At 61.3% G+C, this 24,992-nt stretch carries 25 protein-coding genes; 12 read left to right on the forward strand and 13 right to left on the reverse strand.

The genetic code is table 11. The annotated features are described in order from the left end of the window. Positions 1-94 precede the first annotated feature (94 nt). Positions 95-1,225 (forward strand): alpha/beta hydrolase, encoded by a 1,131-nt coding sequence (locus ACPPVV_RS12010; RefSeq protein WP_426700123.1) that lies wholly within the window; start codon positions 95-97, stop codon positions 1,223-1,225. Between the two features lie 81 nt (positions 1,226-1,306). On the opposite strand, the gene ACPPVV_RS12015 is transcribed toward ACPPVV_RS12010, so the two are convergent. Then, positions 1,307-2,182 (reverse strand): LysR substrate-binding domain-containing protein, encoded by an 876-nt coding sequence (locus ACPPVV_RS12015; protein ID WP_426700124.1) that lies wholly within the window; start codon positions 2,180-2,182, stop codon positions 1,307-1,309. A 139-nt stretch (positions 2,183-2,321) separates the two neighbouring features. Here ACPPVV_RS12015 and ACPPVV_RS12020 point away from each other — a divergent pair, with 139 nt between their 5' ends. Beyond that, positions 2,322-2,843 carry a lipocalin-like domain-containing protein gene (locus tag ACPPVV_RS12020; RefSeq protein WP_426700125.1) on the forward strand — a complete coding sequence of 174 codons (522 nt, stop codon included), beginning with the start codon at positions 2,322-2,324 and terminating at the stop codon, positions 2,841-2,843. A gap of 425 nt (positions 2,844-3,268) precedes the next feature. On the opposite strand, the gene ACPPVV_RS12025 is transcribed toward ACPPVV_RS12020, so the two are convergent. From ACPPVV_RS12025 to ACPPVV_RS12035, 3 genes are all read right to left on the reverse strand, one after another. Next, entirely contained in the window at positions 3,269-3,799 is a 531-nt protein-coding gene (locus tag ACPPVV_RS12025) for a DUF1801 domain-containing protein (RefSeq protein WP_426700126.1), read from the reverse strand. A gap of 27 nt (positions 3,800-3,826) precedes the next feature. Then, positions 3,827-4,585, reverse strand: a complete 759-nt coding sequence (locus tag ACPPVV_RS12030) for a 3-keto-disaccharide hydrolase (protein ID WP_426700127.1) — start codon at positions 4,583-4,585, stop codon at positions 3,827-3,829. A gap of 201 nt (positions 4,586-4,786) precedes the next feature. Beyond that, positions 4,787-5,620, reverse strand: a complete 834-nt coding sequence (locus ACPPVV_RS12035; RefSeq protein WP_426700128.1) for an oxidoreductase — start codon at positions 5,618-5,620, stop codon at positions 4,787-4,789. A gap of 109 nt (positions 5,621-5,729) precedes the next feature. On the opposite strand from ACPPVV_RS12035, the gene ACPPVV_RS12040 reads away from it, so the two are divergent. Next, positions 5,730-6,674 (forward strand): AraC family transcriptional regulator, encoded by a 945-nt coding sequence (locus tag ACPPVV_RS12040; RefSeq protein WP_426700129.1) that lies wholly within the window; start codon positions 5,730-5,732, stop codon positions 6,672-6,674. A gap of 252 nt (positions 6,675-6,926) precedes the next feature. Here the strand turns inward: ACPPVV_RS12040 and ACPPVV_RS12045 are convergent, their stop codons facing one another. After that, entirely contained in the window at positions 6,927-7,433 is a 507-nt protein-coding gene (locus ACPPVV_RS12045) for a hypothetical protein (protein ID WP_426700130.1), read from the reverse strand. A 168-nt stretch (positions 7,434-7,601) separates the two neighbouring features. Between ACPPVV_RS12045 and ACPPVV_RS12050 the strand changes: the two genes are divergently transcribed. Then, the gene (locus tag ACPPVV_RS12050; RefSeq protein WP_426700131.1) at positions 7,602-9,287 is read left to right on the forward strand and encodes a TPR end-of-group domain-containing protein; all 1,686 of its coding nucleotides are present in this window, start codon (positions 7,602-7,604) and stop codon (positions 9,285-9,287) included. A 230-nt stretch (positions 9,288-9,517) separates the two neighbouring features. Continuing rightward, positions 9,518-10,312 carry a hypothetical protein gene (locus ACPPVV_RS12055; RefSeq protein WP_426700132.1) on the forward strand — a complete coding sequence of 265 codons (795 nt, stop codon included), beginning with the start codon at positions 9,518-9,520 and terminating at the stop codon, positions 10,310-10,312. Between the two features lie 213 nt (positions 10,313-10,525). On the opposite strand, the gene ACPPVV_RS12060 is transcribed toward ACPPVV_RS12055, so the two are convergent. Further along, positions 10,526-10,891: a DUF6164 family protein gene (locus ACPPVV_RS12060; protein WP_426700133.1), complete on the reverse strand. Its 366-nt coding sequence runs from the start codon at positions 10,889-10,891 to the stop codon at positions 10,526-10,528. Positions 10,892-11,064: 173 nt separating this feature from the next. On the opposite strand from ACPPVV_RS12060, the gene ACPPVV_RS12065 reads away from it, so the two are divergent. Continuing rightward, positions 11,065-11,805, forward strand: coding sequence for an STAS/SEC14 domain-containing protein (locus ACPPVV_RS12065; protein WP_426700134.1), 741 nt, complete (start codon positions 11,065-11,067; stop codon positions 11,803-11,805). Positions 11,806-11,877: 72 nt separating this feature from the next. On the opposite strand, the gene ACPPVV_RS12070 is transcribed toward ACPPVV_RS12065, so the two are convergent. The 4 genes from ACPPVV_RS12070 to ACPPVV_RS12085 form a co-directional block, all read right to left on the reverse strand. Next, positions 11,878-12,102, reverse strand: coding sequence for a hypothetical protein (locus ACPPVV_RS12070; protein WP_426700135.1), 225 nt, complete (start codon positions 12,100-12,102; stop codon positions 11,878-11,880). Positions 12,103-12,218: 116 nt separating this feature from the next. Further along, positions 12,219-12,344 carry a hypothetical protein gene (locus ACPPVV_RS12075; protein ID WP_426700136.1) on the reverse strand — a complete coding sequence of 42 codons (126 nt, stop codon included), beginning with the start codon at positions 12,342-12,344 and terminating at the stop codon, positions 12,219-12,221. Between the two features lie 71 nt (positions 12,345-12,415). Continuing rightward, complete coding sequence (locus ACPPVV_RS12080; RefSeq protein ID WP_426700137.1) at positions 12,416-13,150, reverse strand: SDR family NAD(P)-dependent oxidoreductase; 735 nt, start codon at positions 13,148-13,150, stop codon at positions 12,416-12,418. Positions 13,151-13,248: 98 nt separating this feature from the next. Continuing rightward, entirely contained in the window at positions 13,249-13,848 is a 600-nt protein-coding gene (locus ACPPVV_RS12085; protein WP_426700138.1) for an NADPH-dependent F420 reductase, read from the reverse strand. A gap of 134 nt (positions 13,849-13,982) precedes the next feature. Here ACPPVV_RS12085 and ACPPVV_RS12090 point away from each other — a divergent pair, with 134 nt between their 5' ends. From ACPPVV_RS12090 to ACPPVV_RS12100, 3 genes are all read left to right on the forward strand, one after another. Next, on the forward strand, positions 13,983-14,873 hold the full coding sequence (locus tag ACPPVV_RS12090; RefSeq protein ID WP_426700139.1) for a LysR family transcriptional regulator: 891 nt from the start codon (positions 13,983-13,985) through the stop codon (positions 14,871-14,873). Between the two features lie 335 nt (positions 14,874-15,208). Then, entirely contained in the window at positions 15,209-15,844 is a 636-nt protein-coding gene (locus ACPPVV_RS12095) for a LysE family translocator (protein ID WP_426700140.1), read from the forward strand. A gap of 350 nt (positions 15,845-16,194) precedes the next feature. Continuing rightward, a complete protein-coding gene (locus tag ACPPVV_RS12100) occupies positions 16,195-16,890 on the forward strand; it encodes a DUF4336 domain-containing protein (protein ID WP_426700141.1) in 696 nt (231 codons plus the stop codon). A gap of 171 nt (positions 16,891-17,061) precedes the next feature. Here the strand turns inward: ACPPVV_RS12100 and ACPPVV_RS12105 are convergent, their stop codons facing one another. Together ACPPVV_RS12105 and ACPPVV_RS12110 are read right to left on the reverse strand one after the other, a co-directional pair. Next, on the reverse strand, positions 17,062-17,880 hold the full coding sequence (locus ACPPVV_RS12105; protein WP_426700142.1) for a CPBP family intramembrane glutamic endopeptidase: 819 nt from the start codon (positions 17,878-17,880) through the stop codon (positions 17,062-17,064). A 112-nt stretch (positions 17,881-17,992) separates the two neighbouring features. Beyond that, positions 17,993-20,044, reverse strand: a complete 2,052-nt coding sequence (locus tag ACPPVV_RS12110; protein ID WP_426700143.1) for an alpha/beta hydrolase domain-containing protein — start codon at positions 20,042-20,044, stop codon at positions 17,993-17,995. A gap of 155 nt (positions 20,045-20,199) precedes the next feature. Here ACPPVV_RS12110 and ACPPVV_RS12115 point away from each other — a divergent pair, with 155 nt between their 5' ends. Then, a complete protein-coding gene (locus tag ACPPVV_RS12115; protein WP_426700144.1) occupies positions 20,200-21,003 on the forward strand; it encodes a transposase in 804 nt (267 codons plus the stop codon). 6 nt (positions 21,004-21,009) lie between these two features. After that, entirely contained in the window at positions 21,010-22,896 is a 1,887-nt protein-coding gene (locus ACPPVV_RS12120; protein WP_426700145.1) for a jacalin-like lectin, read from the forward strand. A 160-nt stretch (positions 22,897-23,056) separates the two neighbouring features. Here ACPPVV_RS12120 and ACPPVV_RS12125 read toward each other — a convergent pair whose 3' ends face one another. Next, entirely contained in the window at positions 23,057-23,983 is a 927-nt protein-coding gene (locus ACPPVV_RS12125) for an alpha/beta fold hydrolase (RefSeq protein WP_426700146.1), read from the reverse strand. A gap of 279 nt (positions 23,984-24,262) precedes the next feature. Here ACPPVV_RS12125 and ACPPVV_RS12130 point away from each other — a divergent pair, with 279 nt between their 5' ends. Further along, positions 24,263-24,823: a transposase gene (locus ACPPVV_RS12130; RefSeq protein WP_426700147.1), complete on the forward strand. Its 561-nt coding sequence runs from the start codon at positions 24,263-24,265 to the stop codon at positions 24,821-24,823. The last annotated feature ends 169 nt before the right edge of the window (positions 24,824-24,992 follow it).

Below are 24,992 nucleotides of genomic sequence, written 5' to 3' on the forward strand. Positions count from 1 at the left end.
AGCGTGATCACGCTACTCCTGTAGACCGGCGAACACATGTGCGATCGCGAACCCGCGCGACTCGATCAAAAACTGGACGGAGGAAGCATCCCCTATGCTCGATGGCCGGCGCTTCGCCGGTGCATCCCATGGACGCCAGACCGTGCTCAAGCTCTTCAGTAGTTGCCTCATCGTCGGGTTTCTCTGCGCATCCGTGCAGGGCGTCCACGCCCAGGCCACCATCCTCACTGCGAAGGACAGCGGCATCTCGCCCGCCTGCACGTCCGCCCCCACCAGGCTGGACGAAAAGGGCTTCGTGACCATCGGCGGCATCGAGCAGTGGATCACCGTCAAAGGTGACAGCTGTGCAAATCCGGTGATCCTGTTCATCAGCGGTGGCCCGGGCAATCCCCTCAGCGGCCTTTCGGACGCGGTGTACGGTGCGTGGAGCAAGGATTTCACCCTCGTGCAGTGGGACCAGCGCGGTGCCGGCAAGACCTTCGGCCGCAGCCCGCCAGCGGCCGGTGCCGTGTTGACGATCGAGCAGATGCGCGACGACGGCAACGAACTGGCCGCCTATATTGCGCACTGCTACGGCAAGAAGAAGGTGATCCTGTGGGGCAGCTCGTGGGGCTCCGTGCTGGCCGTCCATATGGCCAAGTCCCATCCCGAACTGTTCTACGCGTACCTGGGTACCTCGCAATTGGTAAGCGTGCGCGAGAACGAGGCCGCCAGCTACGCAAATCTGCTCAAGCTGGTGCGTGCCGCCGATGACAAGCCTTCGCTGGCCGTACTGCAAGGTGTCGGCAAACCCCCGTGGGACGATCCACGCAGCTTCGGCAAGGTGCGCCGGGTGATCCGCAAATACGAGGCCAAGGTCACCACGCCGCCACCGGAAGCATGGTCGATCCCTGTCGCGGAATACGACGCGCCAAAAGCCAAAGCCGACTACGAGGCCGGCGAGGACTACTCCTTCCTCAACTTCGTCGGCATGCACAACGATGGCATGGCCTCGCACATCAACTTGCCCGCGCTCGGCACCGACTTTGCGATCCCGATGTTCTTTGTCGAAGGCGCGCACGACCTGCTCGCGCTGCCTGCGGTCGCCCAGCGCTACTACGCCAGTCTGAAAGCCCCGCAGAAGTACATGGTGATACTCGAACACGCCGGCCATGATCCCAACCAGGACGTGGTCGATGCGGAGTACAAGATTCTCAGGGAACGCATTCTGCCCCTGACGAAATAACCACGACAACGGGCAACGACAAAAGCGAGATGCCCAGGGCATGACCCCGTTCTTGCGGTAGTAAACGGGGTAGTAAAAGTGTCACCCTTTTTTCGCTTGATCCTTTTTGCCCAGATGCGTCTGTGCCTGCTCCATCACCGCTTGCCGCAGATGTGTCAGCGCCGCCGACGGTGGGCCAGGGGCGGTATGCAAGCACAGGTCCACGCCCGGCAGCGACGGCAGGCCGTGATGCTCATCCAGGCGCATCAGCGAGGGCGGGAGGTCGGCGCCCGTGCGCACGGTGACGCCCAGGCCTGCTGCCACGCCGGCCCACAGGCTGTGCAGGCTGGCGGTGACAAAAGCCGGCCGCCAGGCGATGCCGGCCCGATCCAGTGCAGCCGTACCGGCCTGACGGAAGAAACACGGCGGCTGGTAGAGCGCCAGATCCAGCACCGCGGCAGGCCGCACGACCTCGTCCGTCCCTGCCGGTCCGATCCAGGTCATCGGAAGCGTGGCCAGACGCTCGGCATCCGCGCGCGCGCCCTGATTCAGGGCAAGGACCAGGTCAAGCTCGCCCCGGTCGAGCCGTTCGAGCAGCAGCCCGTTGCGTTCGACCAGAACATCCACCCGCACCGCCGGATAGGCCTTCCTGAACTGCCCCAGCGCCGCCGGCAACCAGGACTCGGCGAAGTCGCCCGGCAGGCCGAAGCGCACCGTACCGTCGATCGCCGCACCGCGCACTGCGTGGACCGCTTCATCGTTGAGCTCCAGGATGCGGCGCGCGTAGGCGTGTATTCGGTCGCCCGCCTCGGTCAACACCACGCGGCGGCCCTGCTTGCGAAACAGCGGCTGGCCCAGCTGCGACTCCAGCTTGCGCATCTGCTGGCTGATCGCCGAGGGCGAGCGCCCGATCCGTTCCGCGGCACGGGCCAAGCCGTCCAGGTGCAGGATCGCCACCAGGCTGCGCAACGCGTCCATGTCGAGGTTGGGAAGCGGCATTGGTAAGCAATTCGAAAGTGTTTCGATCAAATTATTCGCTTTTTCCGCATGTTTGCAAGTCCTACGATCGGCGAGGCCCCACCAACGAGTGCGGCACCCGATTCGAAGGAGGAAACCCATGAACCTGCACCGCCTATTCCCTCGCCTTGCCGCCATCGCCTGTCTGCTGCCCACCCTGGCCTGGAGTTCCGGCGCCAGGGCAGTCGACACCCGCGGCGATGTTTCCTTGGCCGGAACCTGGACGCTGGTGGCGGCCGATGTGCTGCATCCCGATGGCTCACGCTCGCACGACTACGGCGATGCGCCGAAGGGCCTGCTGCTGATCGACCGCATGGGCCACTACTCGCTGCAGATTTTCCGCGCTGACCGCCCGCGCTTTGCCGACCCGGCCAAGGCCAAGGGCAGCACGCAGGAATTCCGGGCGGCGATGTTGGGCGCGAGCACCCATTACGGCACGATTGCGGTCGACCCGGCACGGCACCAGCTGGTGTTCCACATCGAAGGTGCCTCCTTCCCCAATTGGGAGGGACAGGAGCAAAGCCGCGCCTTCGAGTTGCGCGGCGACACGCTCAGCTACCGGGTACCGCCGCGTCCGGACGGTAATGTGCCGTTATCGGTTTGGCGGCGCATCGGCCACTGAGTCACCCCTCGGGAAGAGGCTGATCCGAATGGCACTTATTTGAAGCTCTGGGGTGGGCGTCAAAGAGTCGACTTTGATGAATCCCACTCCACCCGCTTTCGCGACCGCTTGCCGGAGACCCCCATGAGCTCGCTCTGGACCGACCTTTTGTTCCTGCATGGTCATATCCCCGACCCGGAACTGGCCCGCCGCTTGGCGGGCAAGCCCTCCACGCCATCGCCAGGCCTGCCACCCGAACGGGATCAGGTTTTCTTTCCGACAAGCGGGACAGGCCAGCTCCCACGAGGCGAAACGTCTGAAGCCGCCACCGATGGGGCATGCCGATCCTGAGGCTATGGCCAGACAACCACGACTCGTAAAAAAACAGGAGCCAGAGTCGAGCCTGCCGAGCGAACGCACCCCGACCCTGTTTTCGCTTCCCGGGCTTATTTCTTCTTTCCGAAGCCGGGGATCGCCGTGGCTTGTTTCATCCACGACGCGGCCTGGCGTTCATCGAGCTCTTCCACCGATTCGAGGTCCACGCCTCGCGAGTCCTTGCCCATCCCGATCGGCGTGACAGGTGGTACGGGCTTGAGTGCGGTGCCGCGGCCGAACGTGAGCTTGACGTGGCCGGCGAAGCCGCCGCAGGAGAAACACCAGCCGTCGCCGACCCCATACCAGGCCATTCCCCATTTCACGGAGCGCTTCAAGCCCGGCAGCGTCCTGGCCGCCAGCGCATCGACGCGTTCGGCGATGCCGCGTTGTGGCTGCGGCAGGCTGCGGATATAGGCAAAAACCGGCTCGTCTCCGTCCTTGGCCTTCGCAGCACTGGCCCGGCCCGTCATGGCGGCCGGGAGTTTCGTGGCGACCACTTTGCCGGGTTCGCGTGCCTTCGATTTCACCTTGGCGACCGGGCTGGCACCTGGTTTTGCAGCCACCTTGGTGGTTGTCTTCCCGACGACAATTGCGCGCGTCATTTTCAGGCCTCCCATCGGCAAGCGCTTCTAAAGCGCCTTGATGCGGATGTCGCGAAACCATAGATGGATCGGGTGACCATTCTCGCCCTTGTCTTCCGTCCCCTGCAGGGCGATATGACCCTCGTGGAAACGCGCGAAGTTGGGCCAGTGCGCGAATTTTGTCTGCGCCACGCGGGCCTTCCAGGCGTCGCCCCAAAGCGTGGTATCCACGGTCGTCCGGCCGTTCTGCACGAACTGCACGTGACCGTGGTCGACGCGGATCTCGATCTGGTTCCATTGCCCGGCCTCACGCACCGACTCATACGGTGCGGCGTACAGATCGAACATGTCGCCGGAACGTTCGTACAGCACCCGGCTGTCGGGCACGGTGCAGGCGAGGTCGGCGATCTGCATCTCGACCCCACTCTGAAACGAATAGGTATCGGCAGGCGTCTCGTGCACATTGAACAGCACGCCGGCGTCGGCGCACGGGCTCATTTTCCATTCCAGCTTGAGGTCGTAGTTCGCATAGCTGGCGTCGGTGATCAGGTCCTGGAAGTCCTTCAAGTCACCGTCGTGCCCACGTTCCAGGCGGATCGCGCCGTCCACCACCGACCAGTCCTTGCCCGTACCCTTCTGGTTGTAGCCATGCCAGCCCTTCAGGCTATGGCCATCAAACAGAAGCTGCCAGCCTTCGGTACGTTCCTGCGCCGACAGCATATTGTGCGACTGCGCCCACAGCGGTGTGGCGAACAGCATCGCCAGCGCCAGCACGATGGCGGATCCAGAAACATGGCGTAGCGTCATGACAGCCTCTTCTCGAACGCGCACGGACTCATACCGCGCACAATAGTCCGACTTTAGCGTTCTGGCGCTCTCGCGCATGGGACGAAGGTCACGCGTGCGAATCAGGGACGGAGCAAATCACGCGACCTGAAATCCCTGCTCGCGCCCACCTGCCGTGTCTCGCACCACCGTTGTCGCGCGACGCGACGCCTCGGAAGGCGATCAGCCATCGGTGGAACGCGTCACCGTCTCCCATGTATCGATTTCGGCAGCAGCGGCCGTCAGCTTTTCGCGAACCAGTCCAAGCGCATCGCTTCCCAAAAGCAAATGGCTGGGCGGCGAGTCGCTGTCGATGATCGCCAGCATCGCGCGGGCAGCCTTGAGCGGATCGCCGAGTTGCCTGCCGCTTTTTTTCTCGCGAGCCTCGCGAATCGGATCGAACAAGGCGTCGTAGTCGGCGATGGATCGGGGCGTGCGGACCATGGATCGGCCGGCCCAATCCGTGCGAAATGAGCCAGGCGCCACCGCCGTCACTGCGATACCAAAGGGCCGGACTTCCTTGCCCAGCACTTCGGAAATCCCTTCCAGAGCAAACTTGCTGCCGCAGTAGTAGGCAATGCCGGGCATGGTAATGAAACCGCCCATCGAGGTGATGTTGAGGATGTGGCCGCGGCGACGCCGACGCATGTACGGCAGCATCGCCTTCATCATTGCCACTGCACCGAACACGTTGACATCGAACTGCCGGCGCATGTCCTCCAGGGGGGACTCTTCCATCACGCCCTCATGGCCGTAACCAGCATTGTTGACCAGCACGTCCACCGCACCGATGTCGGCTTCGATTTCGGCAACCACGCCGTCGATCGCCTCGAAGTCTGTCACGTCGAGAATGCGTGCGAACGCGTGGGTAGCGCCAAGCGCCTCGAACGACTGCCTTGCTTCAGCGCTGCGCACCGTGCCCACAACACGATGGCCGCAGGCGAGCGCCTCCTGAGCCAGTGCGCGACCAAAGCCGCTGCTCACACCCGTTATGAGCAGTGTTTTTGAAGATGACATGTTGATAGCCTGCGGCAAAGGGAGAAGTGCAGACTATTCTCTCGGCCCATTGTTTTATGGACCTCATGTTCTCTTTTTGTTGCCTATTCTTATGAAGCAGCGTTCTTTGATGCATACAGACGTAGCGTCGGACCGGCAGCGCATGGTGGATTTGCTTCGTGCCCTCGCCCCTCGGGAGGGTTACAACCTGACGACGCTGCCGGACGTGCGCATCCTGCGCTCCGATCACCCGCTGCCCCGCACACCCGTGCTCTATGACCCGGGGATCGTCATCGTGTGCCAAGGATGCAAGCGCGGCTATTTCAGGGATCAGGTCTATCGCTATGACGAGCAGCACTACCTGGCCGTATCCGTTCCGGTGCCTTTTGTCATGGAAACCGATGCATCGCCAGAGCGGCCCTTGCTGGCCATCTACATGCACCTGGACTTCAAGGTCGCGGCCGAACTCATGATCCAGATCGACAGGCAGGGAATTTCCACGCCCGCAGCTGCACCACAAAGCATGATGTCCAGCCCGATGGACGAGGCACTGAAATCATCCGTCCTGCGGTTCCTCGAGACGATAGGCGAACCACTCGATGCGGCGGTGCTCGGCCCGGCGCTGGTCCGGGAACTGTACTTTCGCGTCCTGACTGGCGCTCAGGGCAGCGCTCTGCGCGCGGCCCTGACAAGGCGGGGACAGTTCGGAAAAATCGGCAAGGCCCTGCGACGCATTCATGCCACTTATGCGCAACCGTTGAATCTCACGCAGCTTGCCGACGAAGCGGGCATGAGCGTGCCGACATTCCACAGCCACTTCAAGGCCATCACCGGCATGTCCCCCATGCAATACGTGAAATCAGCACGGCTGCACCAGGCGCGACTGTTGATGGTTCGCCAGAGCATGACGGCCACCGCTGCCGGCTACATGGCAGGTTACGAAAGCCCTTCGCAATTCAACCGCGAGTTCAAGCGCCTGTTCGGCCTTCCACCAGCCGAGGAGGCAAGGCGCATGCGCGCGAGCTTTGCGCTTCCGCCGGCGCACCCGGCTTCGGAATACATTTCTTCCCATTAATGGACGTGCAAAAGCGCCACTGGCTCAGCGTGACGCAGATCAGCGTCAGACTGCGGCTTCAGCAGTATGAAACGTTGCTCGGCAAGGCGCTCTCGTAAATCAGGAGAGCTCGATATCGCACAGCCAGTCGGAGGTCAGAGTCGTCCTTTTTGAGAGCGTGCACTCTGACCTCTGTTTCCTGGTTCCAGTGGCGGCCGATGTGTTGCATCCGGATGGCTCACGCTCGCACGACTGCGGCGATGCGCTTCCTGCCTAGTCACGCAGATCCGCCTGTGCGATTTGCAGGTATTCGGCCTGCGCTGATGCCAGGCGCTGGCTACTACTGGCCGACATCGGCAGGGGATCCAACCGGCAGCGCGGGCCTCCCGACGGCATCACCCGCTTGCAATACACGTTGACGATGGCAACCGTGTTCCGGGCAGGGTCGATCAGCCGGATCTGCCTCGCCACGCCGGGGCCTGAAGCGTTGTCGATGGCCACCGCGATATGTGCTGGCGCGGCGATGCCGCTCTTGCGCAGGGCTTCCGAGCTATCGGCCGCCCGCCGTGCCTGAACGTACTGCCGGTGGTTGTTGCCGACCAGGGCGTGCAATGTGTAGCCCGTGTCCAGGTCGGCCGAGTAGGTTTCGTACTGCCCCGCGTTGACCGTGACATCGCGCATGTTGGTGGCCTGGGTCTGAATCTCGTCCTGGGCCGCGCTGACGCCGCCGGCGCAGACAAGTCCGAGCGCAAGTGTGGTGGCATTGATCAGGTGTTTCATGGAAGCCTCCAGACGGACCCAATGTCCGTTGGTTGATCTTGGGCTGGGGCCACGGCGCATGCTTGAGGGACTTCGGAGGATTCCGTGTGGATTCCATGAGGATTTCGGGCAGATCGTCCGTCGATGCGTTCGATTGACCCTCACCCACCGCTGTGATATTGCCATCCGATGGCCTCAGAATCGAACAGTCCGAGGGTGGACTATGCGTTCGGCGATATCCGCGTCGAGCCGGCTGCCCACCGCGTGCTGCGCAATGGTCACGAACTCGAGCTGGAGCCGAAGGTCTATTCCGTGTTGTTGCAGTTCGTGACCCATCCGGGCGAACTGATCCGGCACGACGAGCTGTTGGAACGCGTCTGGGGGCACAAGTACGTCACGACGGCAACCCTGAACAGGGTCATCTCGCAGTTGCGCCAGAAGCTCGGCGACGACGCGGCGGAGCCGCAGTACATCCAGACTGTGCACGGCCTGGGGTATCGCCTGATCGCCAGCGTCACCGCAAAAGATCCAGCGGATGCCGTCGTCGCCAAGATCGACGCGCTCCACCCACCCCGCGACCTTGACCGCGACCGGCGCAGCATCGCCGTGCTGCCGTTCGCCAACATGAGCGGCGACCTGGAGAACGAGTACTTCAGCGACGGCATCGCCGAGGAGATCCTCAGCCTGCTGACCAAGGTGCCGCAGCTGAAAGTTTCGTCACGAACCTCCTCGTTCTTCTTCAAGGGCAAGGAGGTCGACCTCCCGATGATCGCGGCAAAGCTGGACGTCGGCACGGTGCTCGAGGGCAGCGTGCGCCGGGCGGGCAACCGCGTACGCCTTACCGCCCAGTTGATCGACGTGGCGTCCGACTCGAACCTGTGGGCCGAGACGTATGACCGCGAACTGCGCGACGTGTTCGCCATCCAGGACGATATTGCCCAAAGCATTGTCGACGCCTTGAAGGTCACCCTGTCACCGAAGGAGCGCCGCGCGATCCAGTACGTCGCCACCGCCAACGTGCAGGCCTATGACGACTATCTGCGCGGGCGCAAGTTTTTCTATGCGTGGAACCGGCGCGATTCGTTGCGTGCCATCGACATGTACAAGCGCGCCATCGCACGAGACCCGAAGTACGCCGCGGCGTGGGCCGGCCTGGCAGATGCGTACGTCATGCGTCATCGCTTCCTGGATCCCAATCCCGAACATGTCGCCCATGCCATGGACGCCAGCGAGCGGGCCCTGCAGATGGATCCGGACTCGGCTGAAGCGCACGCCTCGCGCGGCCTGGCGCTGTATGTCAGCCAGCAGTTCAAGGAGGCAGAGCGGCAGTTCGAGACGGCCATGATGCTCAATCCGAACCTGCTCGAAGCCTATTTCCTGTACGGCATGATCTGCAGCTCGCTGGGCAATTTCGAGAAAGCCGCCTGGTTGTACCTGCGTGCCGCCGAAGTCGGCCCCGCCGACTATCTGCCGCTGGTCTACCTGTCCCAGGCGTACAGCGAAATGGGCCGCAAGGACGATGAAAGCAAGACTCGCCATCGCGCCATCGAGCTGATCGAACGCGCCCTGGGCGTGAATCCCGACGACGCACGCGCCCGCTACATGGGCGCCGCGAATTTCGCGGTGGTGGGCGAGAAGGCCAAGGCGATCGAGTGGGCGAACCTGGCACTGCGATCGAGCGAGGACGAGCCGATGGTGTTCTACAACGCGGCCTGCACGTTTGCGGTGCTGGAGGAACACGATCGGGCCATCGACCTGCTCGAGCGCGCGGTGGAGCTCGGTTGGGGTGATCGTGCCTGGATGGCGAATGACAGCGACCTCGCCTCGCTGCGCAACAAACCCCGTTTCCAGGCGCTGCTGACCAGCCTGAACTGATGCGCGTGGCGGCCAGCTCGTTACTCGAAAAACGAACCTGACCCGTTTTTCGGCACCGCATCTGATCTCCAATAGCAACAGACACCAGGCCGGGACGATTCCCGCAAAAAACTTTCGGGCCGATGTCGATCTCCGGCAGATCCCTTCGTCGTTTCAGTGAAGGCTGAAAACCGAGCCGCGCGAGCGGCCGCACCGAGAGGGCACAACCATGCGTGACGATATCCCCAAACATGTCTGGCAACGACGGCGGCTCTCTTTGGATCATGCGCAGAACAACGAGGATGAAGTTCATGGGCCGGCTTGCCGCCAAACTGCTGGCGTGCACCGCGCTGGTCTTGCTTGCCGTCGCCGGCGCCGTCGCGGATCCAGCCAAACCCCATTCCCGCATGGCCCCCGTCAATGCCTACCTCATGGACCGCGCCCAGGAAATCGCCCTGGCCAAAAGCGCCGCGCCCGAATCCATTTCCAGGGATGCGACCGTCCTGGTCTTGACCCGCACCGGCTATGAAACCGCCGTCACGGGCACCAACGGGTTTGTCTGTTGGGTGGCACGGGGTTTCAGCGGCGCCCCCGACTGGCCCGAGCGGTGGAATCCGAAAATTCGCGCCGCCGGATGCGACAACCCGCAAGCCGCGCGCGCCGTCACACCGATCGCCAAACTTCGCACGGCGATGACCCTTGCCGGCCGCACCGATGCGGAAATCGCGGACCGCATCAAGATCGCCCTGCGCACCAGGGAAATCCCGCGACTGGAGCAAGGCGCCATGTGCTACATGATGTCGAAGTCCGCCTACTTGTCGGATGACGGCGGCCACGACATGACACACGTCATGTTCTACGTCTCATTCAAGGATGGCGCCAATTGGGGTGCCAACGCGGCCGGCTCTCCCATCTTTGGCGGGAGCTACTGGTTCTTCACGGAGGGTCACCAGGCCGAGGCTGCCACCTTGCCGCCGCTGTCGGTGCTCCTGGTCGGAGTCACCACCTGGTCCGATGGCACGCCCGCCGCGATGCAGCCGATGTAAGTCATAGGGGCAGGTTCATTTTCACCGACACGCGGGCGCGAGATAGCGGCGCGCCCGCATCCGTCTGACCCGACAGACGCGCGAATCCTTACGGCCATTCTCAATGACCTTTAGCCGGAGAGAAGGGTTATGGCGCGCCCAAGATGGGATCTGTCGGGGATTCCACAATACGTGGTGCAGACGCTACGTCGACAACTTCAAACGCGCGCGACCCTACCCGCGCAACAGGAAGAACGGGATCGTCACCAGGCCCAACGCGAAGAGTATGCCCAGCACGCTCATCACGACGCGCACCGGATCTGCACGAAGCAGCGTCAAAAACGTATCCGCGGTGCCTGCGCGCTTGGCGGCGGCATATTCGGCACGCGCACGCATGCTGCGCTGCTGCTGGTAGTCGTCCATCGCGCGCCTGGCGTCCGCGAACGCCGCGTCTTCAGTCACCCAGATTCCGCCTGCCGAAACACCCCACAGGCTGGGCCTGGTTTCGTAGTACGCGATCCCCTGCTTGTCGAGCATCGCACGCACGTCGTCGGCCTCGTCATCGGGCACGTTGCGCAGATTCATAAGCAGTTTGGACATGAGGCGATGATAGCCGCCCTTGCTTCATTCCGTCCGCGCGGTGTCAGGACGAGATGAAGCGAGCCAGACCTTGTTTTCGAGCGAGACGTCGGACGTCAACCGCTGTTTTGACGCAGTACACTGACCGCCTGGCAATCCGAGCCATCCAGCGCAACAACCGGAGGGACAGCACGATGTTGACCATGATCGAGGGACTTCCCGACCACGTGATCGGGATAAGAATCACCGACAAGTTGCGCGCAGAGGACTACGAAACGCAGCTCATCCCACTGGTCAACGAAAAATTGGCAAGTCACCAAAAGCTCGACTTGTTGTGTTGTATCGAAGGCGAATGGAAAGGCATGGAGGCCGGCGCGGTATGGCAGGACCTGCGGCTAGGGCTGGGCAGGATCGGTCACTGGGCACGCATGGCGATCGTCAGCGACATCAAATGGATGGAGAACGCGATCAAGTTGTTCAGGCTGTTTTCGCCCGATGAACTGCGGCACTTCGGCAGCGCCAATTACGAGGTTGCCAGGGAATGGGTCTGCGAGCTTGAGCGCGCGAGCATCCGCATCGCGCTGGACAGTGAGGCCGGCATCCTGGTGCTGGAGCCTGTCGCGGGCAAGGCACTGAGCGAAGACGATTTCGAAGCCGTCGGCAAGACGATCTCCAGCTATCTCGGAGATCATGACCGGCTTCGCGGCGTCTTGATCTACAGCCGGCAATTTCCCGGCTGGCAGAGCGTCGGTGCCTTGTTTGCACACCTGAAATTCGTCAACAGCGTGCATGACAAGATCAGCAAAATCGCCCTGGTTACCAGCAGCCCGATGGGCACGTTTGCCGATCACATACTTGATCCGTTGATGTTGGCCAAGGTCCGCAAGTTCGAATACGACCAGCGCGACGAGGCCATGAGCTGGTTGCAGAGCTGAGCGTCCATTTCGACCGCCAAAAGGGGGCCGGATCAGCACAGATTCAAGGGGATCTGATCCGGTTTTTGCCGATCAAAGCTCTGGAACGTCCCCCGACTCGAACAGCACCCGCGGTGTGCCGTAATCACCGCCCTCCTCATCGATGTCCATGCTGTAGGCAACGACGCCTGCATGCTTGTCGGCCAGCAGCCCTGCCCTGCGCGCAGCCTCGTCGGCCGTCTTGAACTGCAAGACCTGACCCGGGACCAAGCCCTTCTTTACCCGGTCGAACGGCTGCACTACGTGGATCGTTTCCATGGTTCTTCCTGGCGTTGACGCGAGTATGAGGTGCCGAAGATTAGCAAAAGGCCCGGAGTCGCCTCTCTTTGCCAAAGTGCACTCTGCATCCCAGGTCCAAACCACCCCGCGACAATTCAAACAGTTGTCAGTAAACCTGACCCCGTTTCGATCTCGTTTCGGCCGTCACGCAGCGCCAAGCAATCACCAAAGACGCCAAGGCCAAACGTCATCTTGCCCAAGCCGATGATTGCGTAGCTCATATATCTCCTTTGGTTTACCACGCCCTACGGGCTCCGAATATCGAGTGGAGTGCCCGACCGGGCGTGGCGCCTCAGATTTGCGCCAGGCCGCCGTCGACGGCGAGCTCGCTGGCGGTCATGAAGCTGCTGTCCGAGGAGGCGAGGAAGGCAGCCGCCGCTCCGATCTCCGCCGGATCGGCCATGCGCTGGAGCGGATTCATCGAGGCGAAGACCTTCAAGCCTTCCTCGCCCAGCGCGGCCTTCGCCAGTTCGGTCGCCGTCGGCCCGGGCGACAACACATTTACCCGGATGCCGGTGCCCTTCAGGTCCTCCGCAAAGGTCCGCGCGAGGTTGCGCACTGCCGCCTTGCTCGCGCTGTAGACGCCGAATGCCGGTGCGCCCGTGGTGCCGGCGCTCGATCCGGTCAGGATGATCGAACCGCCCTGGCCCATCAGCGGCAGCGCCTTCTGGACCGTGAAGATCGTACCCTTCACATTGGTGTCGAAGGTTTCGTCAATGTGCTCGGCGGTGATCTCGCCGAGCGGAAGCAGGCTTCCCGTCCCGGCATTGGCCAAGACGATGTCGAGGGTTCCGCGCTCCGCCTTCACCGCCGCGTAAAGCCGGTCGAGGTCGGCCAGATCGGAGACTGAGCCGTTCACCGCGCGGGCATTGGGGCCGAGGTCGGCCACAGCGGCGTCGAGCGCTTCCTGCCGGCGGCCGAAGATGAAGACGAAGGCGCCTTCCTCGATGAAACGCTTTGCCGCCGCGCGGCCGATACCGGTAGCGCCGCCGGTGATCACGGCAGTCTTTCCATTTAGTTTGGTCATGTCATGGATCCTTGATGTGTGTGTGCGGGGTACTTTTTCCAGAGCAGTAATTCAGGCTGCAGGCTGATCACGATCTTGCCGTGATGGCCATACATCGCTCACGGCTCCTGCTTGAACAGGTCCTGGAAAATCAGCGGGCCCCAGACGCGGCCGCGTGCCTGCACCAACGTGCCACCCTCGTCGAGTTTCCCAAGATTGACGGGGGCGAAGCCGAGTCGCCTGGCAAGATCCGCCACCTGCGCTGCGGCAGCTCCATCGTCGCTCGACAGGAACACGACCCGGTGGCCGCCCTGGACGTTCGGGTCGGTGGCCAGGGTGCCCGCAAGCAGGTGATTGAAGCCCTTCACGAACCTGGCGCCGGGGAACGCCTTGGCGGCAAAGGCTGTGGACGGAAGGCCGTCGAGATCTTCGACGGGGTCATTCGAATTCATCGCGTCGATGATCGTCTTGCCCTGCCAACTCGGGAGAGCTTTGGCGACCTCCCGGTGTCCCTGGAACAGAACCGCGAGGATGATCACGTCCGCTTTGAGTGCTTCGGCCAGCGTCTTGGGGATGACCGTGGGCCCGATCGCCTGCGCCTGTGGCAACAGTGCTTCAGGCGGCCGCCGACTGGCGACCGCGACTTCGATGTTGTTGCGGGCGAAAGCGCGGGCGAGGGCTTGGCCTATGGAACCGAAACCGATGATGGCGTAGCTCATGACATTGTCCTTTTCAGTACGGAGATGGAGTGGACTGGCCCGTTCGGACCGGTTGCTCAACTGATCTGCGTCTCTTGACTCATCAAAACAATTGACGAAATATCGCTTAATAAGATCTATTTTCTGGATAGCCCATGCTCGACAACGTCACCATCAACCAGCTGCGTGCGTTCGTTGCGGTATGCGATCAGGGGAGCTTCTCGGGCGCGTCGCAGAAGCTCAGCCGCGCGCAGTCGGCCATCAGCCACGCGATCAAGGCGTTGGAAAGTGCGTTCGATGTCGAGTTGTTTGAGCGCAACACACGCAAGGCGCAGCTCACCGCGGCGGGACGCAGCCTTTTGCCGGACGCACGGGCGGTAATCTCACGTACGGAGGAAATGAAGAATCGCGCCGGCTCGATCGCCAAGGCCGGGGTGCCGCAGGTTTCAGTGGCGGTCGATGCCTACTTTCCGCGCAGCCACCTGATCGACTGTTTGCGAACGCTGCAGGAAGAGTTTTCGACCGCAGCGATCAACCTGCGAATCACCACCATGCAGGGCGGCGAGAAGCTGGTGCTCGAAAAGGTGTGCGCCCTGGCCGTCACGATCGAGAACGTGCCGGAGGTGAACCCGCAAGCCATCGAACGCCACTGGCTGCGCGAAGCGGAGATGGTGACGGTATGTGCCCCATCCTATCCGCTCGCTTCGACACCCAAACCCATCCCTGTCGACGAGTTTGGCCGACACATCCAGATCATCGTTACCGACAACCAGCCTGGAGCAGAAAAGATCCAACAGGGCGTTGCCGGCAAGCGCCAGTGGCTGGTCAACGATCTCGGCGCCAAGCGCGATCTGCTCAAGGCCGGTCTCGGCTGGGGACACTTGCCACGGCACCTCGTCGGCGAGGATCTGGCGAGCGGCCAGCTCGTCGAACTTGAGCGCCGCGCCTGGCACATGGGTCCGCTAACTTTCATGATCTCGCAGCGCCGGGGGCACGATCTCTCCCCATGCGAGTCGCGGCTGGTCGAGCTCCTTGGCAAACCTTAGCTTCATGAAGCGAGCAAGTCGGGCCATGTCCGACACGATCACGCCTCGCCCTCCCGCGGCGATCAGCGCGAGCCGCGCCTTACCCTTGTCCCAGCAGCCAATCCGTTGTCAGAAATTATCCCTGACACCTTTTCCCTTTGCTTGCTGCCCCACCTCAAGCCATCCGAGGATCTTGCCGCAACACAGCCAAGCCAGCTCATCATCGCCGTGCGGCAACTCAAACGGTTGCAAGTGAACCTGCCCTCCGTTCCTGAGACCGAACGAGAACAGGAACAGCCCGCTGCCGGCTCGAATAAATCTGCGAAACTATCAGCCCCTTCCATCGAGCCACACCGATGCCAACGGCCCACGCCACCCTGGCGTTCGCTTTGCTTTGTCTGGGACTGGCGGTCACGCCCGGTCCGAACATGATCTACCTGGTCTCGCGCTCGATCAGTCAGGGCGCGTCCGCCGGGCTCACCTCGTTGTCGGGCACCGCGCTCGGCTTCATCGTGTATGCGCTGTGTTCGGCGTTGGGCGTGACCGCACTTCTGTTCGCCGTGCCGATCGCTTACGACGCGTTGCGCTTCGGTGGCGCGCTGTACCTGGCCTACCTGGCTTGGCAGGCGCTGAAGCCGGGAGGTCGTTCGCCTTTTGCGGTTCGCGAACTGCCGCAGGATTCGCCGCGCAAGCTGGTCGTGATGGGCTTCATGACCAACCTGCTCAACCCGAAGGCCACCTTGTTGTACCTGTCGCTGCTGCCACAGTTCATTGATCTGGCCGCAGGCCACGTGCTGACGCAATCGCTAGTGCTATGCGCGATCCAGATATGCATCAGCATGTTAGTCAACGGCACGGCGATCCTGCTGGCAGGGTCGATGGCGGGCTTCCTCGCCAGCCGGCCGCGCTGGCTTCTTCTGCAGCGATGGTTCATGGGCACGGTGCTCGCCGGACTGGCCGTGCACCTGGTGGCGCAGGCACGCAGCCGCTAGCGCCCGGTGCCACGGGCGGTCAAAGGGCCCCAGCTGACGGTGAGCCCAGCGTGTTTCGCAACCGCCCGCATGGCTGCCCCGCCCCGGATTCTCGGATTTCGATCGCATCCGATCGTGGGTCGAAGCCAAGACGGGCCGCTTTGCGGACGTGCGACCGATGGGCGAGCACCACGTCACCGGAGTTTTCCCCGACACAATTTCCGAGTACATTTTCTCTCGGCTCCTGGCCTTGAGCAGCTTCTGCAGTCGACAGCCGGCGTAGCTCCGGGCAAGGGAAAATGTCCCTGGCACTTTTTGGTTTTCAGTCCTTGAAACCCGCGGTCATGTCTGCGTAATGGTTGACGACGCCCATGCAGTTGACTGAATTCATTCCAGATCAGATCTGGTTGCTTGATTATCCCGTCAAATACGCTGGATGCAGGTTCTATGCGCGGATGAGCATTGTCCGGTTGGCAAACGACGCTTTGATGTTGCACTCGCCTTGTGAGATGGATGACGCGATTGCGCACGCGATTTCAAGGCTGGGCCTGGTCAGTTGCATCGTTGCCCCGGGATCCTTTCACTACATGTACGTGGCGAAAGCGCAATCCCGTTTTCCTGCGGCCCAGACATATCTTTGTCCTGGTGTTGAACGAAAGGTTCCAGGCCTGCGTTTCGACTGGATACTGGGAGATCGCCCCCCGACGGATTGGGTCGGCACGATGGATCAGGTGCTCATTCGAGGCTGCCGGTTCATGTGGGAAGTCGCCATGCTGCACAAGCCAAGCAAGACCCTGCTGCTCGTGGATGCCATGGAAAACTTCACAGACAAGACCGCCGACGTTGGCTGGCAGGTAAAGGCCTGGTTCAAGTTGTTTGGCATGTGGAACATGCCCAAACCGGCGCCCGAGTATCGGCTTGGTTGGAGCGACAAGGTCGCGGCACGGTCTTCGCTGGAAAAAATTCTGGACTGGGATTTCGACAGAATCGTGCTATCGCACGGCGACAACATCACCGAGAACGCGAAAGAGCAGGCGCGTCGAGCATGGACGCCGCCGCTCAAGTAGAAACAGGGTCAGCGTTGCCTTAAGTAAGTGCCATTCGCCCCTGACACCATTCCTCCCATTGGTGCTTTTACGGCAAGCTTTACAACGAGTACCTGCCGCAACGAGCTCTCGGGCACAGGACACCACTGCAAGCGGCAGGACCATGGCGAGGACAACAGCCTGATCTGTCCGTCAGGAAGACAAGGAATCAGTCGGCACTGGACATCTGGCCATGCGGAAACGTCGTGTCGTTGCGGCAATGGCGCCGGCCAGCAAACCAAGGACTCCGAAGGCAATAAAGCCTCGTTCATCGTGACGGGGCGAGCGGTCCAGCAGTACAAAGAGACTGAGCGTCAGATTGGTAGTCGTGTGGAAAACCAATGTAACCAGGATGCTTTTTCCGTTGTTTTCATAGGCCCACACAAAAAGCAGGCGCGCGCCGATCGTGAACATGAGAAATGCCCAAAACGGCATGAACGACTGTGACCCACCCACAATAAAAAAGAGCGGTAAGTGCCAGAGTCCCCAAATGATGCCCAAGACGACCGTTGCGGGAAACAGCGGATATCTTTCCTGCAACCGATCGATGGCATAGGCCCAACCGAACTCCTCGTTGACCGAGCCGCCGACCAGAAAGAGCACCAGGAAGAGAACCGGTACTTGACCGATAGACATCGACAGAACGGCAGGAGGGCCGCCAAGATCGCCATGTATGAGCGCCGCCACGTAACCGAGTAACGGCATCAAGAAAAAGGCGCAGGCCAAGTACGGCAGTTTTATGCGATAGCGCAGGGAGCGTCCTGCAAAGCTGCGCATGGCCGACCAACGGCCGTCTCGGTACAACGCTATGAAGGCTGCAATAAATGGTGCGAACGAACCGAGCAACACCAGCAATGTCTGCACGGCGCTCGGCGCGGTGATTATTCCGCGGCTCGCCAACGCAGAAGCCAGCCAAAAAGTCCACGCAAAGCCAAACGCAAGTACAAAATACAGCCGCAGTGACTTGGCCAAGCTTCGTCGATTGTTTGGTTCCATCAAGATGCGTGTCCTCACGAGTTGGGTTGTGGAAGCAAAGGGGCGGAGATGGACCTCGTCCCCTTTATTCGATTGGGACGGGAACCGGTTATTTTGCGGTCGCTCTCCGCTGGCCGAGATACCAGTCGAACTTCATCGTATCGTCCCAGTTCCTTCCCATTTTCGCGAGTATGTCTTCGCGCTGGATCGGCAGCAGGAATCGCTTCGCAATCGCGTTATCGATGGACGCAGCGGCGGCTTTCATGAAGCCTTCCCGGTTGCCGTAACGTTCTTCAATCGACAGTCTGGGGTCGTGTGCGGCCAAGCGTTCGTCACGCGTGCGAGCAAATGGGATAAATGCACCATTGAGGCCGGAAATGAAACCAAAACGTGCGAGTTTCGGCGACTTCCAGTTCCAGGCAGTGTAGGTGCCGAGCGGCACTGAGGACATGGCGCCACGCCAGCCGCCCAGTTCGTTGCCGTCGGCATCGACCGCAGGCACCAGCAGCGGATATCTTGCGCCGACATGCACCGGCTCGGTGATGATGCCTTCGCGCGCATAGGCGCGACCCATGCCAATCTGCCACAACGGCGGCGGGTCGGTCGGCACGCGGATCCCCGGAATCGCCGGAAATTTCAAATCGGTCGCGGCGACAAGCGTGGAGCCCAGCACCGGTGCCATCGTCGGCGGCGGCGCGATATTGTCGATCGCCCACTTGCGAAGGTTCTCGAGCTGGGCATTCATGCCGTCGGCCAGATCGACATTGGCATTGTAGGGATAGGCCGCTTCCTTGCCGGCTTCGGTGAACTGGCCCGGAAACTTCAACGCGTGCGGCACGCCAGCAAAGTAATAAAGCCGGCTGTCCGCTCCCAGCGCGACCTGCTGCTTGCCATCGGTAGTCGTCTGCAGCAGCGACGCGATGCGCCCCCAGTATCCGGAGCTGCTGATGATGTACATGATCTTGGGTACGGTGTTGTCCTGCACCGCACGGTCCAGCAGCCCGGCCTCGCCTTTGCCATCGATGTCCGGCGTCGGAACATCGGCGAATGGATACAAGTCCACTGCGCGCACATCGCTCATCACCGAGTTGCCCGCCTCGCCAGGCAGCGCGTAACGGTGATTGAAAGAGCCGCGGCCTGCTCCGGCGGTAGTGACGAGCATGCCGTCGAACACGCGCTGGCCTTCCGGGCCTGTATTGAAACCACGGTAAACGAAGTCGCGCAGGAAGCGTCCGCCCTGCGAATAACCGAACGCGAAGACCGCGGCAGCATCGCCGGGGCGATCGCTGATCCCGGAAGCAATTTTCCGGGTCTTCAGATGCATGGCGAAATCACGAAAAGCCGCCTCGCCCAAGCCCATCACCGATGCATCCTCACCCTCGTAGACGAGGCTGAAATACGTATTCGCTGCAGCAGGTTCGTCCAATACGATGGCGCAACGTGCATCGTTCTTCTTTTCGACCGACGCTGCCGCAAAATGCCACGACTTGCGCGGCACCACGATGCCTGGATCGTGGAAATCGGCCAGCAAACGAAGCACCGCCTTGTGTTGTTTTGCATCGTGCGCGCAATAAAACCCGTTGTATGCCAAATCGAAGGTCTTGCGGTCAGGCGTCATGTCATCGCCCGCGAAGCTGGCGCGTGCAGCGCTGTGTACATGCGCAACGGGAACCTGGAGGCCGAACTGATCGGGTTCCTGTCGAGCCTGCCAACCCACCCACGCCAGCGTATAGCCAAGTTTGAAGAAGGTGGGATCCGTCAGCTTCTTCACCCTGTCGGGCGACATCAAGTCCAGCCCGTCTTCGGTTTCGAAGAAAACCCCATCCATCTCCGTCCGCCCACGGTTCGCCACCTCGATCAACGTCGTGTGATTTCCACGAGCGGCATCGACAGGACGAATGATCACGAACGGACCGGAATACTCGACCAGGCCGCGCGCGTCGAGCGGCGCAAAACGAATGTCGACAACATCGCGCGCCGAAGTGCTGCGCGGATCGATCGCGTAGTGGACGGTGCCACGCAGGACCTCATATGCGCCAACCTGACCGAAGGACTGGCCGCCCACCCAGGGCTGCCGGCTCGTGACCTCGACGGACGCGACCTCGGCGTGGGATAGCGAAGATACGAGGAGGCAGGCAAGCAATAGAAAGTATTGACGCATCGCGGCACCTTGAGCGGAAGACAAAGGAAGTGGGCGAAATCACGGCCCAGCCTGCGTCGACCCGCGATGGGCGTCATGCCTGGACTAACCTCGCTGCGCACGAGGCTCAATGCTTGGGTGGACCTGGTCAACCGGGATGCGACAAAGCGGAAGGGATGACGGATCAAGTGGCAAATACAGCGATGAAACGAAATGGCGCCAGGGACAATGTGGGCGCCGCGGCGGTCTGCCGAGTGCCCGAACCGTGGCGTACAAACGGGGTCCGCAAGAAGGAGGCGGGTTCACTTCCCGACACGCGGGTGAGGCTGACACCGGCGAGACACGGCGACTGTCGACGCTACCGGGGTAGAGATGCCCGCACCGATCCTCAGGCCATGGCCAGACAAACACGGCTCGACCTGCCCGGCATTCCGCAGCACGTTGTCCAGCGCGGCAATAACCGCCTGCCCTGCTTTCTCGATGATGCCGATCGGCGACGTTACCTGACGCCACTGGCCGAGGCATTGCTCGACACCAGCTGCAAACTGCACGCTTACGTGTTGATGGACAACCACGTTCACCTACTGGCAACGCCGCCAGAGGTCGGAGCACTCGCTCGCCTCATGCAAAAACTCGGACGCGGCTACGTCGGCCAGTTCAACACCCGTCACCGACGCACCGGGACATGGTGGGAAGGTCGCTACAAGGCCAGCCTGGTCGACAGCGAAAGCCATGTGCTGCACTGCCATCGATACATCGACCTCAATCCGGTCCGCGCCCGCATGACGGATGATCCGGCATCCTATCCGTGGTCGAGTTGCGCCAGCCATTGCGGCCTTCGCCAAGAGGCCATTCTCTTGCCTCATCCGGAATACACCGCACTCGCCGCCACACCGGAAGCGCGCGCCGAAGCCTACCGCCAGCGGTTACACGAAACCGATTTAACTTCCTCCGTCCCGGCTTCCGGAAATCAGGGGTGATCCAACATGACTCCGTTCCTGGAACGCTCCAGGCCATCGAGCGAACGGAGGCAGGCGTATCAGAAATCGCCACCGACACCACTTATCCTTTTCCGAGAAAGCGCTGGGGGCATCGCGGGGAAACAACGATTCATCACCACGAAGGAGATCGACATGTCAGACGGCTGCTGGGTACAGTTCTGGGATCAAGTGGATTTCGCCGGGCCAACGCTCCGATTCGATGCGAACGGCCCTGTCTTGTTCGTCGAGGACATGGATGCCTACACGCAATCCGATGGAGACAAGGAAGGCAACGAGCCGGATTCCCTCAAGACCGGATCGCGGACCTGGCTGGTCCTGTACGAGAAGAACGAATACGAAGGCAAGGTCGTGCAGTTCGGCCCCAATTCGGAAATCCCTGATCTCCAGAAATATAAAGAGATGCGTGGTGAAGCCAGCAGCTTCAAGATCTACGATTCCTTTCCACCGGGCTTCGTCAGCTCAGCCGTGGGAAATCCCGCCGCAATCGAAACCTCTGACGGCATTGTCAGCGCGCAGACCGTCAATGCCTTGTTGCGCACTACCGTCGGCGTGGCCTTGGACAGCATTCCCGTCGTCGGCGGGGTGATCAATGCACTCGTATCGGGCTTGTGGCCCGACGTCGACAACAGCGACCAGGTCTGGGCAAGTGCGCAGAACTATCTGAACCAGGCGATTGCCGGGGCTTACTGGCAGTCCACTTACGTGGAACTCAACGAAGACCTCAAAACCCTCTATGCCGCGGCCAGGGAATACATTACTGCGACGGATGACGCGTACAGAAAGCAGCAGTTCGAGAATCTGTACACCACGGTGAACAACCTCGAACCCCACTTTATCCATGAGGATGATCCAGGCAGCCGATATACGTTCATCGTGCCGTTTGTCACGCTCAGGCTCGCCACTCTGCTTGAAAATCTAACGCACTATGACTACTACTACGGCACGCCCAGCGACCCGGACGGGATTGCCAAGGCAGACAAGCAGAAAGACACGCTCAGAAAGACCCTCAACAGTGCAATCGATGACTACCGGAAGCTGCTCGAATCCGCAAAGGCACGCATCGTTTCAGCGAGAAGGGAGCTGATAAGAACCGACGCGATGCAGGGCGAAAATGCCGTGGTGGATGACTACAACGGCTATCGTTTCGGTGTCACCGAGAAGGACCTTCAAAAGAAGGCGCTGAACTTCTATGCGGACGGCATCCAGTACCAGTTGGAGCTGAAGCTGGACATCCATAACGCGATCGGGCAATTGTGGGAATATTTCCGCCCCGACGCGAAACGCCCCACTCCCCTCCCCGCGCCGACCATCACCTATCGCACGGGCCCTTATGGGGCATACAACGAAGGGGCCACGTATTTTGATGCCGGGCACGGCAAACTCACCCGGACGGACCTTTGGTCCGGATCCTTCGTCGACGCCCTGCAACTCACTTTCGGCAACGTTACCGAAGGACGTTGCGGAGGACCGGGCGGCTCCGGGAAGTCCCTGACGCTGGGGGACGGCGAAGTCATCAACAGCGTGTCAGGGCATGTGGGCGGAATGATCACGGAACGCGGACCCGCCGTACCGGTCTCATCTCCCGTACCCGTGTCGGTTTATGAGGATGACTACAGTTTCTACCCCGTTTACCGATCGGATTTCATTCACTCCCTGACGTTCAAAACCAGTCAGGGCCATTCCCTGTCCGGTGGCTCGTCGACCGACGTGCCATTTTCGGCAAGTCCCCTGCCCGGAACCTCGAACACCCGACTCGAAGGCATCCTCGGATACAAAAGCGTCTCGAGCGGATCCACCAGCGAACTGGTCTCCGCACTCATCTGCCAATGGCGATGCGAGCTTCCGCTCAGTGAGACAGAGGAAACGGTGTAAATCGCACGCCCGGCCCCGACTCACGCGAGCCGGGGCCCATGGATGATCTGATGGTTTCCACGAGGGACGGGGTCAGGTTGAGATGGCCCCGTTTTGGTTTTTCGCTTAAGTCAGTGCCATTCGTCCCCGACACCTTTTTTGACGCCTTTTTCCGCCGTCATCAAAGATTTTTACTCTTAAGCCAGATGCGGATTGCGTGGACAAGTTCCGCTTTTCGTTCCAGCGGCAGCCAGTGCCCGGCGGGAAGGCTGGTCACCACGAGATCGGCGCAAGCAGCGCGCATCGGGTCGCCTTGCCGATTTCCAATAATGGTGCAGACTTGATCAAAATCGCCGTTGACGAACAGCACCGGCTGCGACAGGCGGCCGTCATTGGGCGCCTCGCGCGCGTAAGCGATATCGGCGGCGTCGTTCAGATACCAAGCGCAGGATGGCTGGAAACCATGAGCCTCGAACGACCGCACCAGCACGTCGAAGTCCCCCAGCGGCCATAGCTCCGGGTCGGGTTCGGTCGGTGGGGCGCAGTGCGCGGCGCCATAACGCCCTCCGTTGCGCGTGACCACCGCCAGAGGTGCAACCTTGCCGACAGCGGCAGGATCGCCTGACCGAAAAATGGACGCTAGCGATGCCGCCTTGTCTGCATCGAGGTCGGCGACCGCCGTCTGGAAGTGCTTTGTGTAGTAGCGGTAATAGTCCCACTGGCCATCCGGATACTCGTCCTTCGGATAAATCGTTCGGTCGATCAGCGGCACGATGGTGCGAAGAGCGTGCCCGTCCGGTTGATATGCCAGAGAGACCAGTACAGCACCAAGACTTCGCGCTGGCTCGTGCGCAACCAGCTCACCCACCACGACACAGCCCCAGTCATGACCAACCCAGATCGCAGGTTTGCCGCCCAGGTGGTCGTGCAGTTCCGCCATGTCCGCCACCACTTCCTGGATGGTGTAGGCGTTGTCCGCTGCAGGCGCGGAGGAACTGCCGAAGCCGCGAAGATCCGGAGCGACGCAGTGCCAACCGTCCGCGGCAAACGCTTCCATCTGAGCACGCCACATAAAGCTGATGCTCGGCCAGCCGTGCAGAAAGATCATCCAGGGTCCGTCGGCCGGCCCGCACTCGATGTAGTGAGTGGTATGACGAGGCGTGCTGAAAGTTTTCGAAACCAGCGTGGATTGATGTGGGGTTGTCACAGTCGAATACTCCGGTTACTTCAAGCAGGGTTGAAGTGCAGTTTCCCCTATGCGTTGTGGACATTCTCTGACCAAGACCAGGTCAGGTTCACTTGCCGACAAGCGAGATTGACCAACTCGCACGAGTCACAGCGCATAAGGATGCTACTGGGGCAGCATGCTCCCGCCGATCCTGACGCGATGGCCAGACAACCGCGACTCGACCTGCCTGAGATTCCCCAGCACATTGTCCAGCGCGGCAACAATCGACTGCCCTGCTTTCTTGACGATGACGATCGGCAGCGCTATCCGACACTTTTGCGCGAAGCGTTGCTCGACGCAGGTTGCAGACTGCACGCCTACGTCTTGATGGAAAATCACGTGCACCTGCTCGTCACGCCACCGGAAATTGGCGTCGTTGCTCGCTTCATGCAAAAACTCGGGCGCGGCTACGTGGGTCAGTTCAACGCTCGCCACCATCGCACGGGCACATTGTGGGAAGGCCGCTACAAAGCCAGCTTGGTCGACAGCGAAAGCTACGTACTGCACTGCCACCGCTATATCGAACTCAATCCCGTCCGCGCGCACATGACGGACGATCCCGTCACTTACCCGTGGTCGAGCTGCGCCAACCATTGTGGACTTCGCCAGGACGCCTCCTCTCGCCGCACGCGGAATACACCGCACTCGCCGTCACACCGGAAGCCCGAACCGCCGCGTACCAACAACTGCTGCTCGAAACCCTGTCCGACGACGAGTTGAAGGCCATCCGAACCTACCTGCAACAACAGCGGGCCTTGTGCCGAGATGACTTCCGCGCAATGGTCGAGGCCAAGACCAAGCGACTTCGCCGGCGTCAGACCCGCACATCGACCACAGCGCGACCATCACAACTCAAACGGCTGTAAGTGAACCTGACCCCGTTTTTCTT

Source organism: Rhodanobacter sp. Col0626 (assembly GCF_049994385.1).
In the GTDB taxonomy this organism is placed as follows: domain Bacteria; phylum Pseudomonadota; class Gammaproteobacteria; order Xanthomonadales; family Rhodanobacteraceae; genus Rhodanobacter.

Excerpts from the sequence above, each read along its gene's own strand:
- ACPPVV_RS12065 (WP_426700134.1), top strand. The coding sequence starts at position 11,065 with ATGTTGACCATGATCGAGGGACTTCCCGACCACGTGATCGGGATAAGA.
- ACPPVV_RS12095 (WP_426700140.1), top strand. The coding sequence starts at position 15,209 with ATGCCAACGGCCCACGCCACCCTGGCGTTCGCTTTGCTTTGTCTGGGA.
- ACPPVV_RS12120 (WP_426700145.1), top strand. The coding sequence starts at position 21,010 with ATGACTCCGTTCCTGGAACGCTCCAGGCCATCGAGCGAACGGAGGCAG.
- ACPPVV_RS12020 (WP_426700125.1), top strand. The coding sequence starts at position 2,322 with ATGAACCTGCACCGCCTATTCCCTCGCCTTGCCGCCATCGCCTGTCTG.
- ACPPVV_RS12045 (WP_426700130.1), bottom strand. The coding sequence starts at position 7,433 with ATGAAACACCTGATCAATGCCACCACACTTGCGCTCGGACTTGTCTGC.
- ACPPVV_RS12060 (WP_426700133.1), bottom strand. The coding sequence starts at position 10,891 with ATGTCCAAACTGCTTATGAATCTGCGCAACGTGCCCGATGACGAGGCC.
- ACPPVV_RS12030 (WP_426700127.1), bottom strand. The coding sequence starts at position 4,585 with ATGACGCTACGCCATGTTTCTGGATCCGCCATCGTGCTGGCGCTGGCG.
- ACPPVV_RS12125 (WP_426700146.1), bottom strand. The coding sequence starts at position 23,983 with ATGATCTTTCTGCACGGCTGGCCGAGCATCAGCTTTATGTGGCGTGCT.
- ACPPVV_RS12010 (WP_426700123.1), top strand. The coding sequence starts at position 95 with ATGCTCGATGGCCGGCGCTTCGCCGGTGCATCCCATGGACGCCAGACC.
- ACPPVV_RS12090 (WP_426700139.1), top strand. The coding sequence starts at position 13,983 with ATGCTCGACAACGTCACCATCAACCAGCTGCGTGCGTTCGTTGCGGTA.
- ACPPVV_RS12015 (WP_426700124.1), bottom strand. The coding sequence starts at position 2,182 with ATGGACGCGTTGCGCAGCCTGGTGGCGATCCTGCACCTGGACGGCTTG.
- ACPPVV_RS12025 (WP_426700126.1), bottom strand. The coding sequence starts at position 3,799 with ATGACGCGCGCAATTGTCGTCGGGAAGACAACCACCAAGGTGGCTGCA.
- ACPPVV_RS12040 (WP_426700129.1), top strand. The coding sequence starts at position 5,730 with ATGCATACAGACGTAGCGTCGGACCGGCAGCGCATGGTGGATTTGCTT.
- ACPPVV_RS12050 (WP_426700131.1), top strand. The coding sequence starts at position 7,602 with ATGGCCTCAGAATCGAACAGTCCGAGGGTGGACTATGCGTTCGGCGAT.
- ACPPVV_RS12080 (WP_426700137.1), bottom strand. The coding sequence starts at position 13,150 with ATGACCAAACTAAATGGAAAGACTGCCGTGATCACCGGCGGCGCTACC.
- ACPPVV_RS12075 (WP_426700136.1), bottom strand. The coding sequence starts at position 12,344 with ATGAGCTACGCAATCATCGGCTTGGGCAAGATGACGTTTGGCCTTGGC.
- ACPPVV_RS12130 (WP_426700147.1), top strand. The coding sequence starts at position 24,263 with ATGGCCAGACAACCGCGACTCGACCTGCCTGAGATTCCCCAGCACATT.
- ACPPVV_RS12110 (WP_426700143.1), bottom strand. The coding sequence starts at position 20,044 with ATGCGTCAATACTTTCTATTGCTTGCCTGCCTCCTCGTATCTTCGCTA.
- ACPPVV_RS12115 (WP_426700144.1), top strand. The coding sequence starts at position 20,200 with ATGACGGATCAAGTGGCAAATACAGCGATGAAACGAAATGGCGCCAGG.
- ACPPVV_RS12035 (WP_426700128.1), bottom strand. The coding sequence starts at position 5,620 with ATGTCATCTTCAAAAACACTGCTCATAACGGGTGTGAGCAGCGGCTTT.
- ACPPVV_RS12100 (WP_426700141.1), top strand. The coding sequence starts at position 16,195 with ATGCAGTTGACTGAATTCATTCCAGATCAGATCTGGTTGCTTGATTAT.
- ACPPVV_RS12070 (WP_426700135.1), bottom strand. The coding sequence starts at position 12,102 with ATGGAAACGATCCACGTAGTGCAGCCGTTCGACCGGGTAAAGAAGGGC.
- ACPPVV_RS12055 (WP_426700132.1), top strand. The coding sequence starts at position 9,518 with ATGTCTGGCAACGACGGCGGCTCTCTTTGGATCATGCGCAGAACAACG.
- ACPPVV_RS12085 (WP_426700138.1), bottom strand. The coding sequence starts at position 13,848 with ATGAGCTACGCCATCATCGGTTTCGGTTCCATAGGCCAAGCCCTCGCC.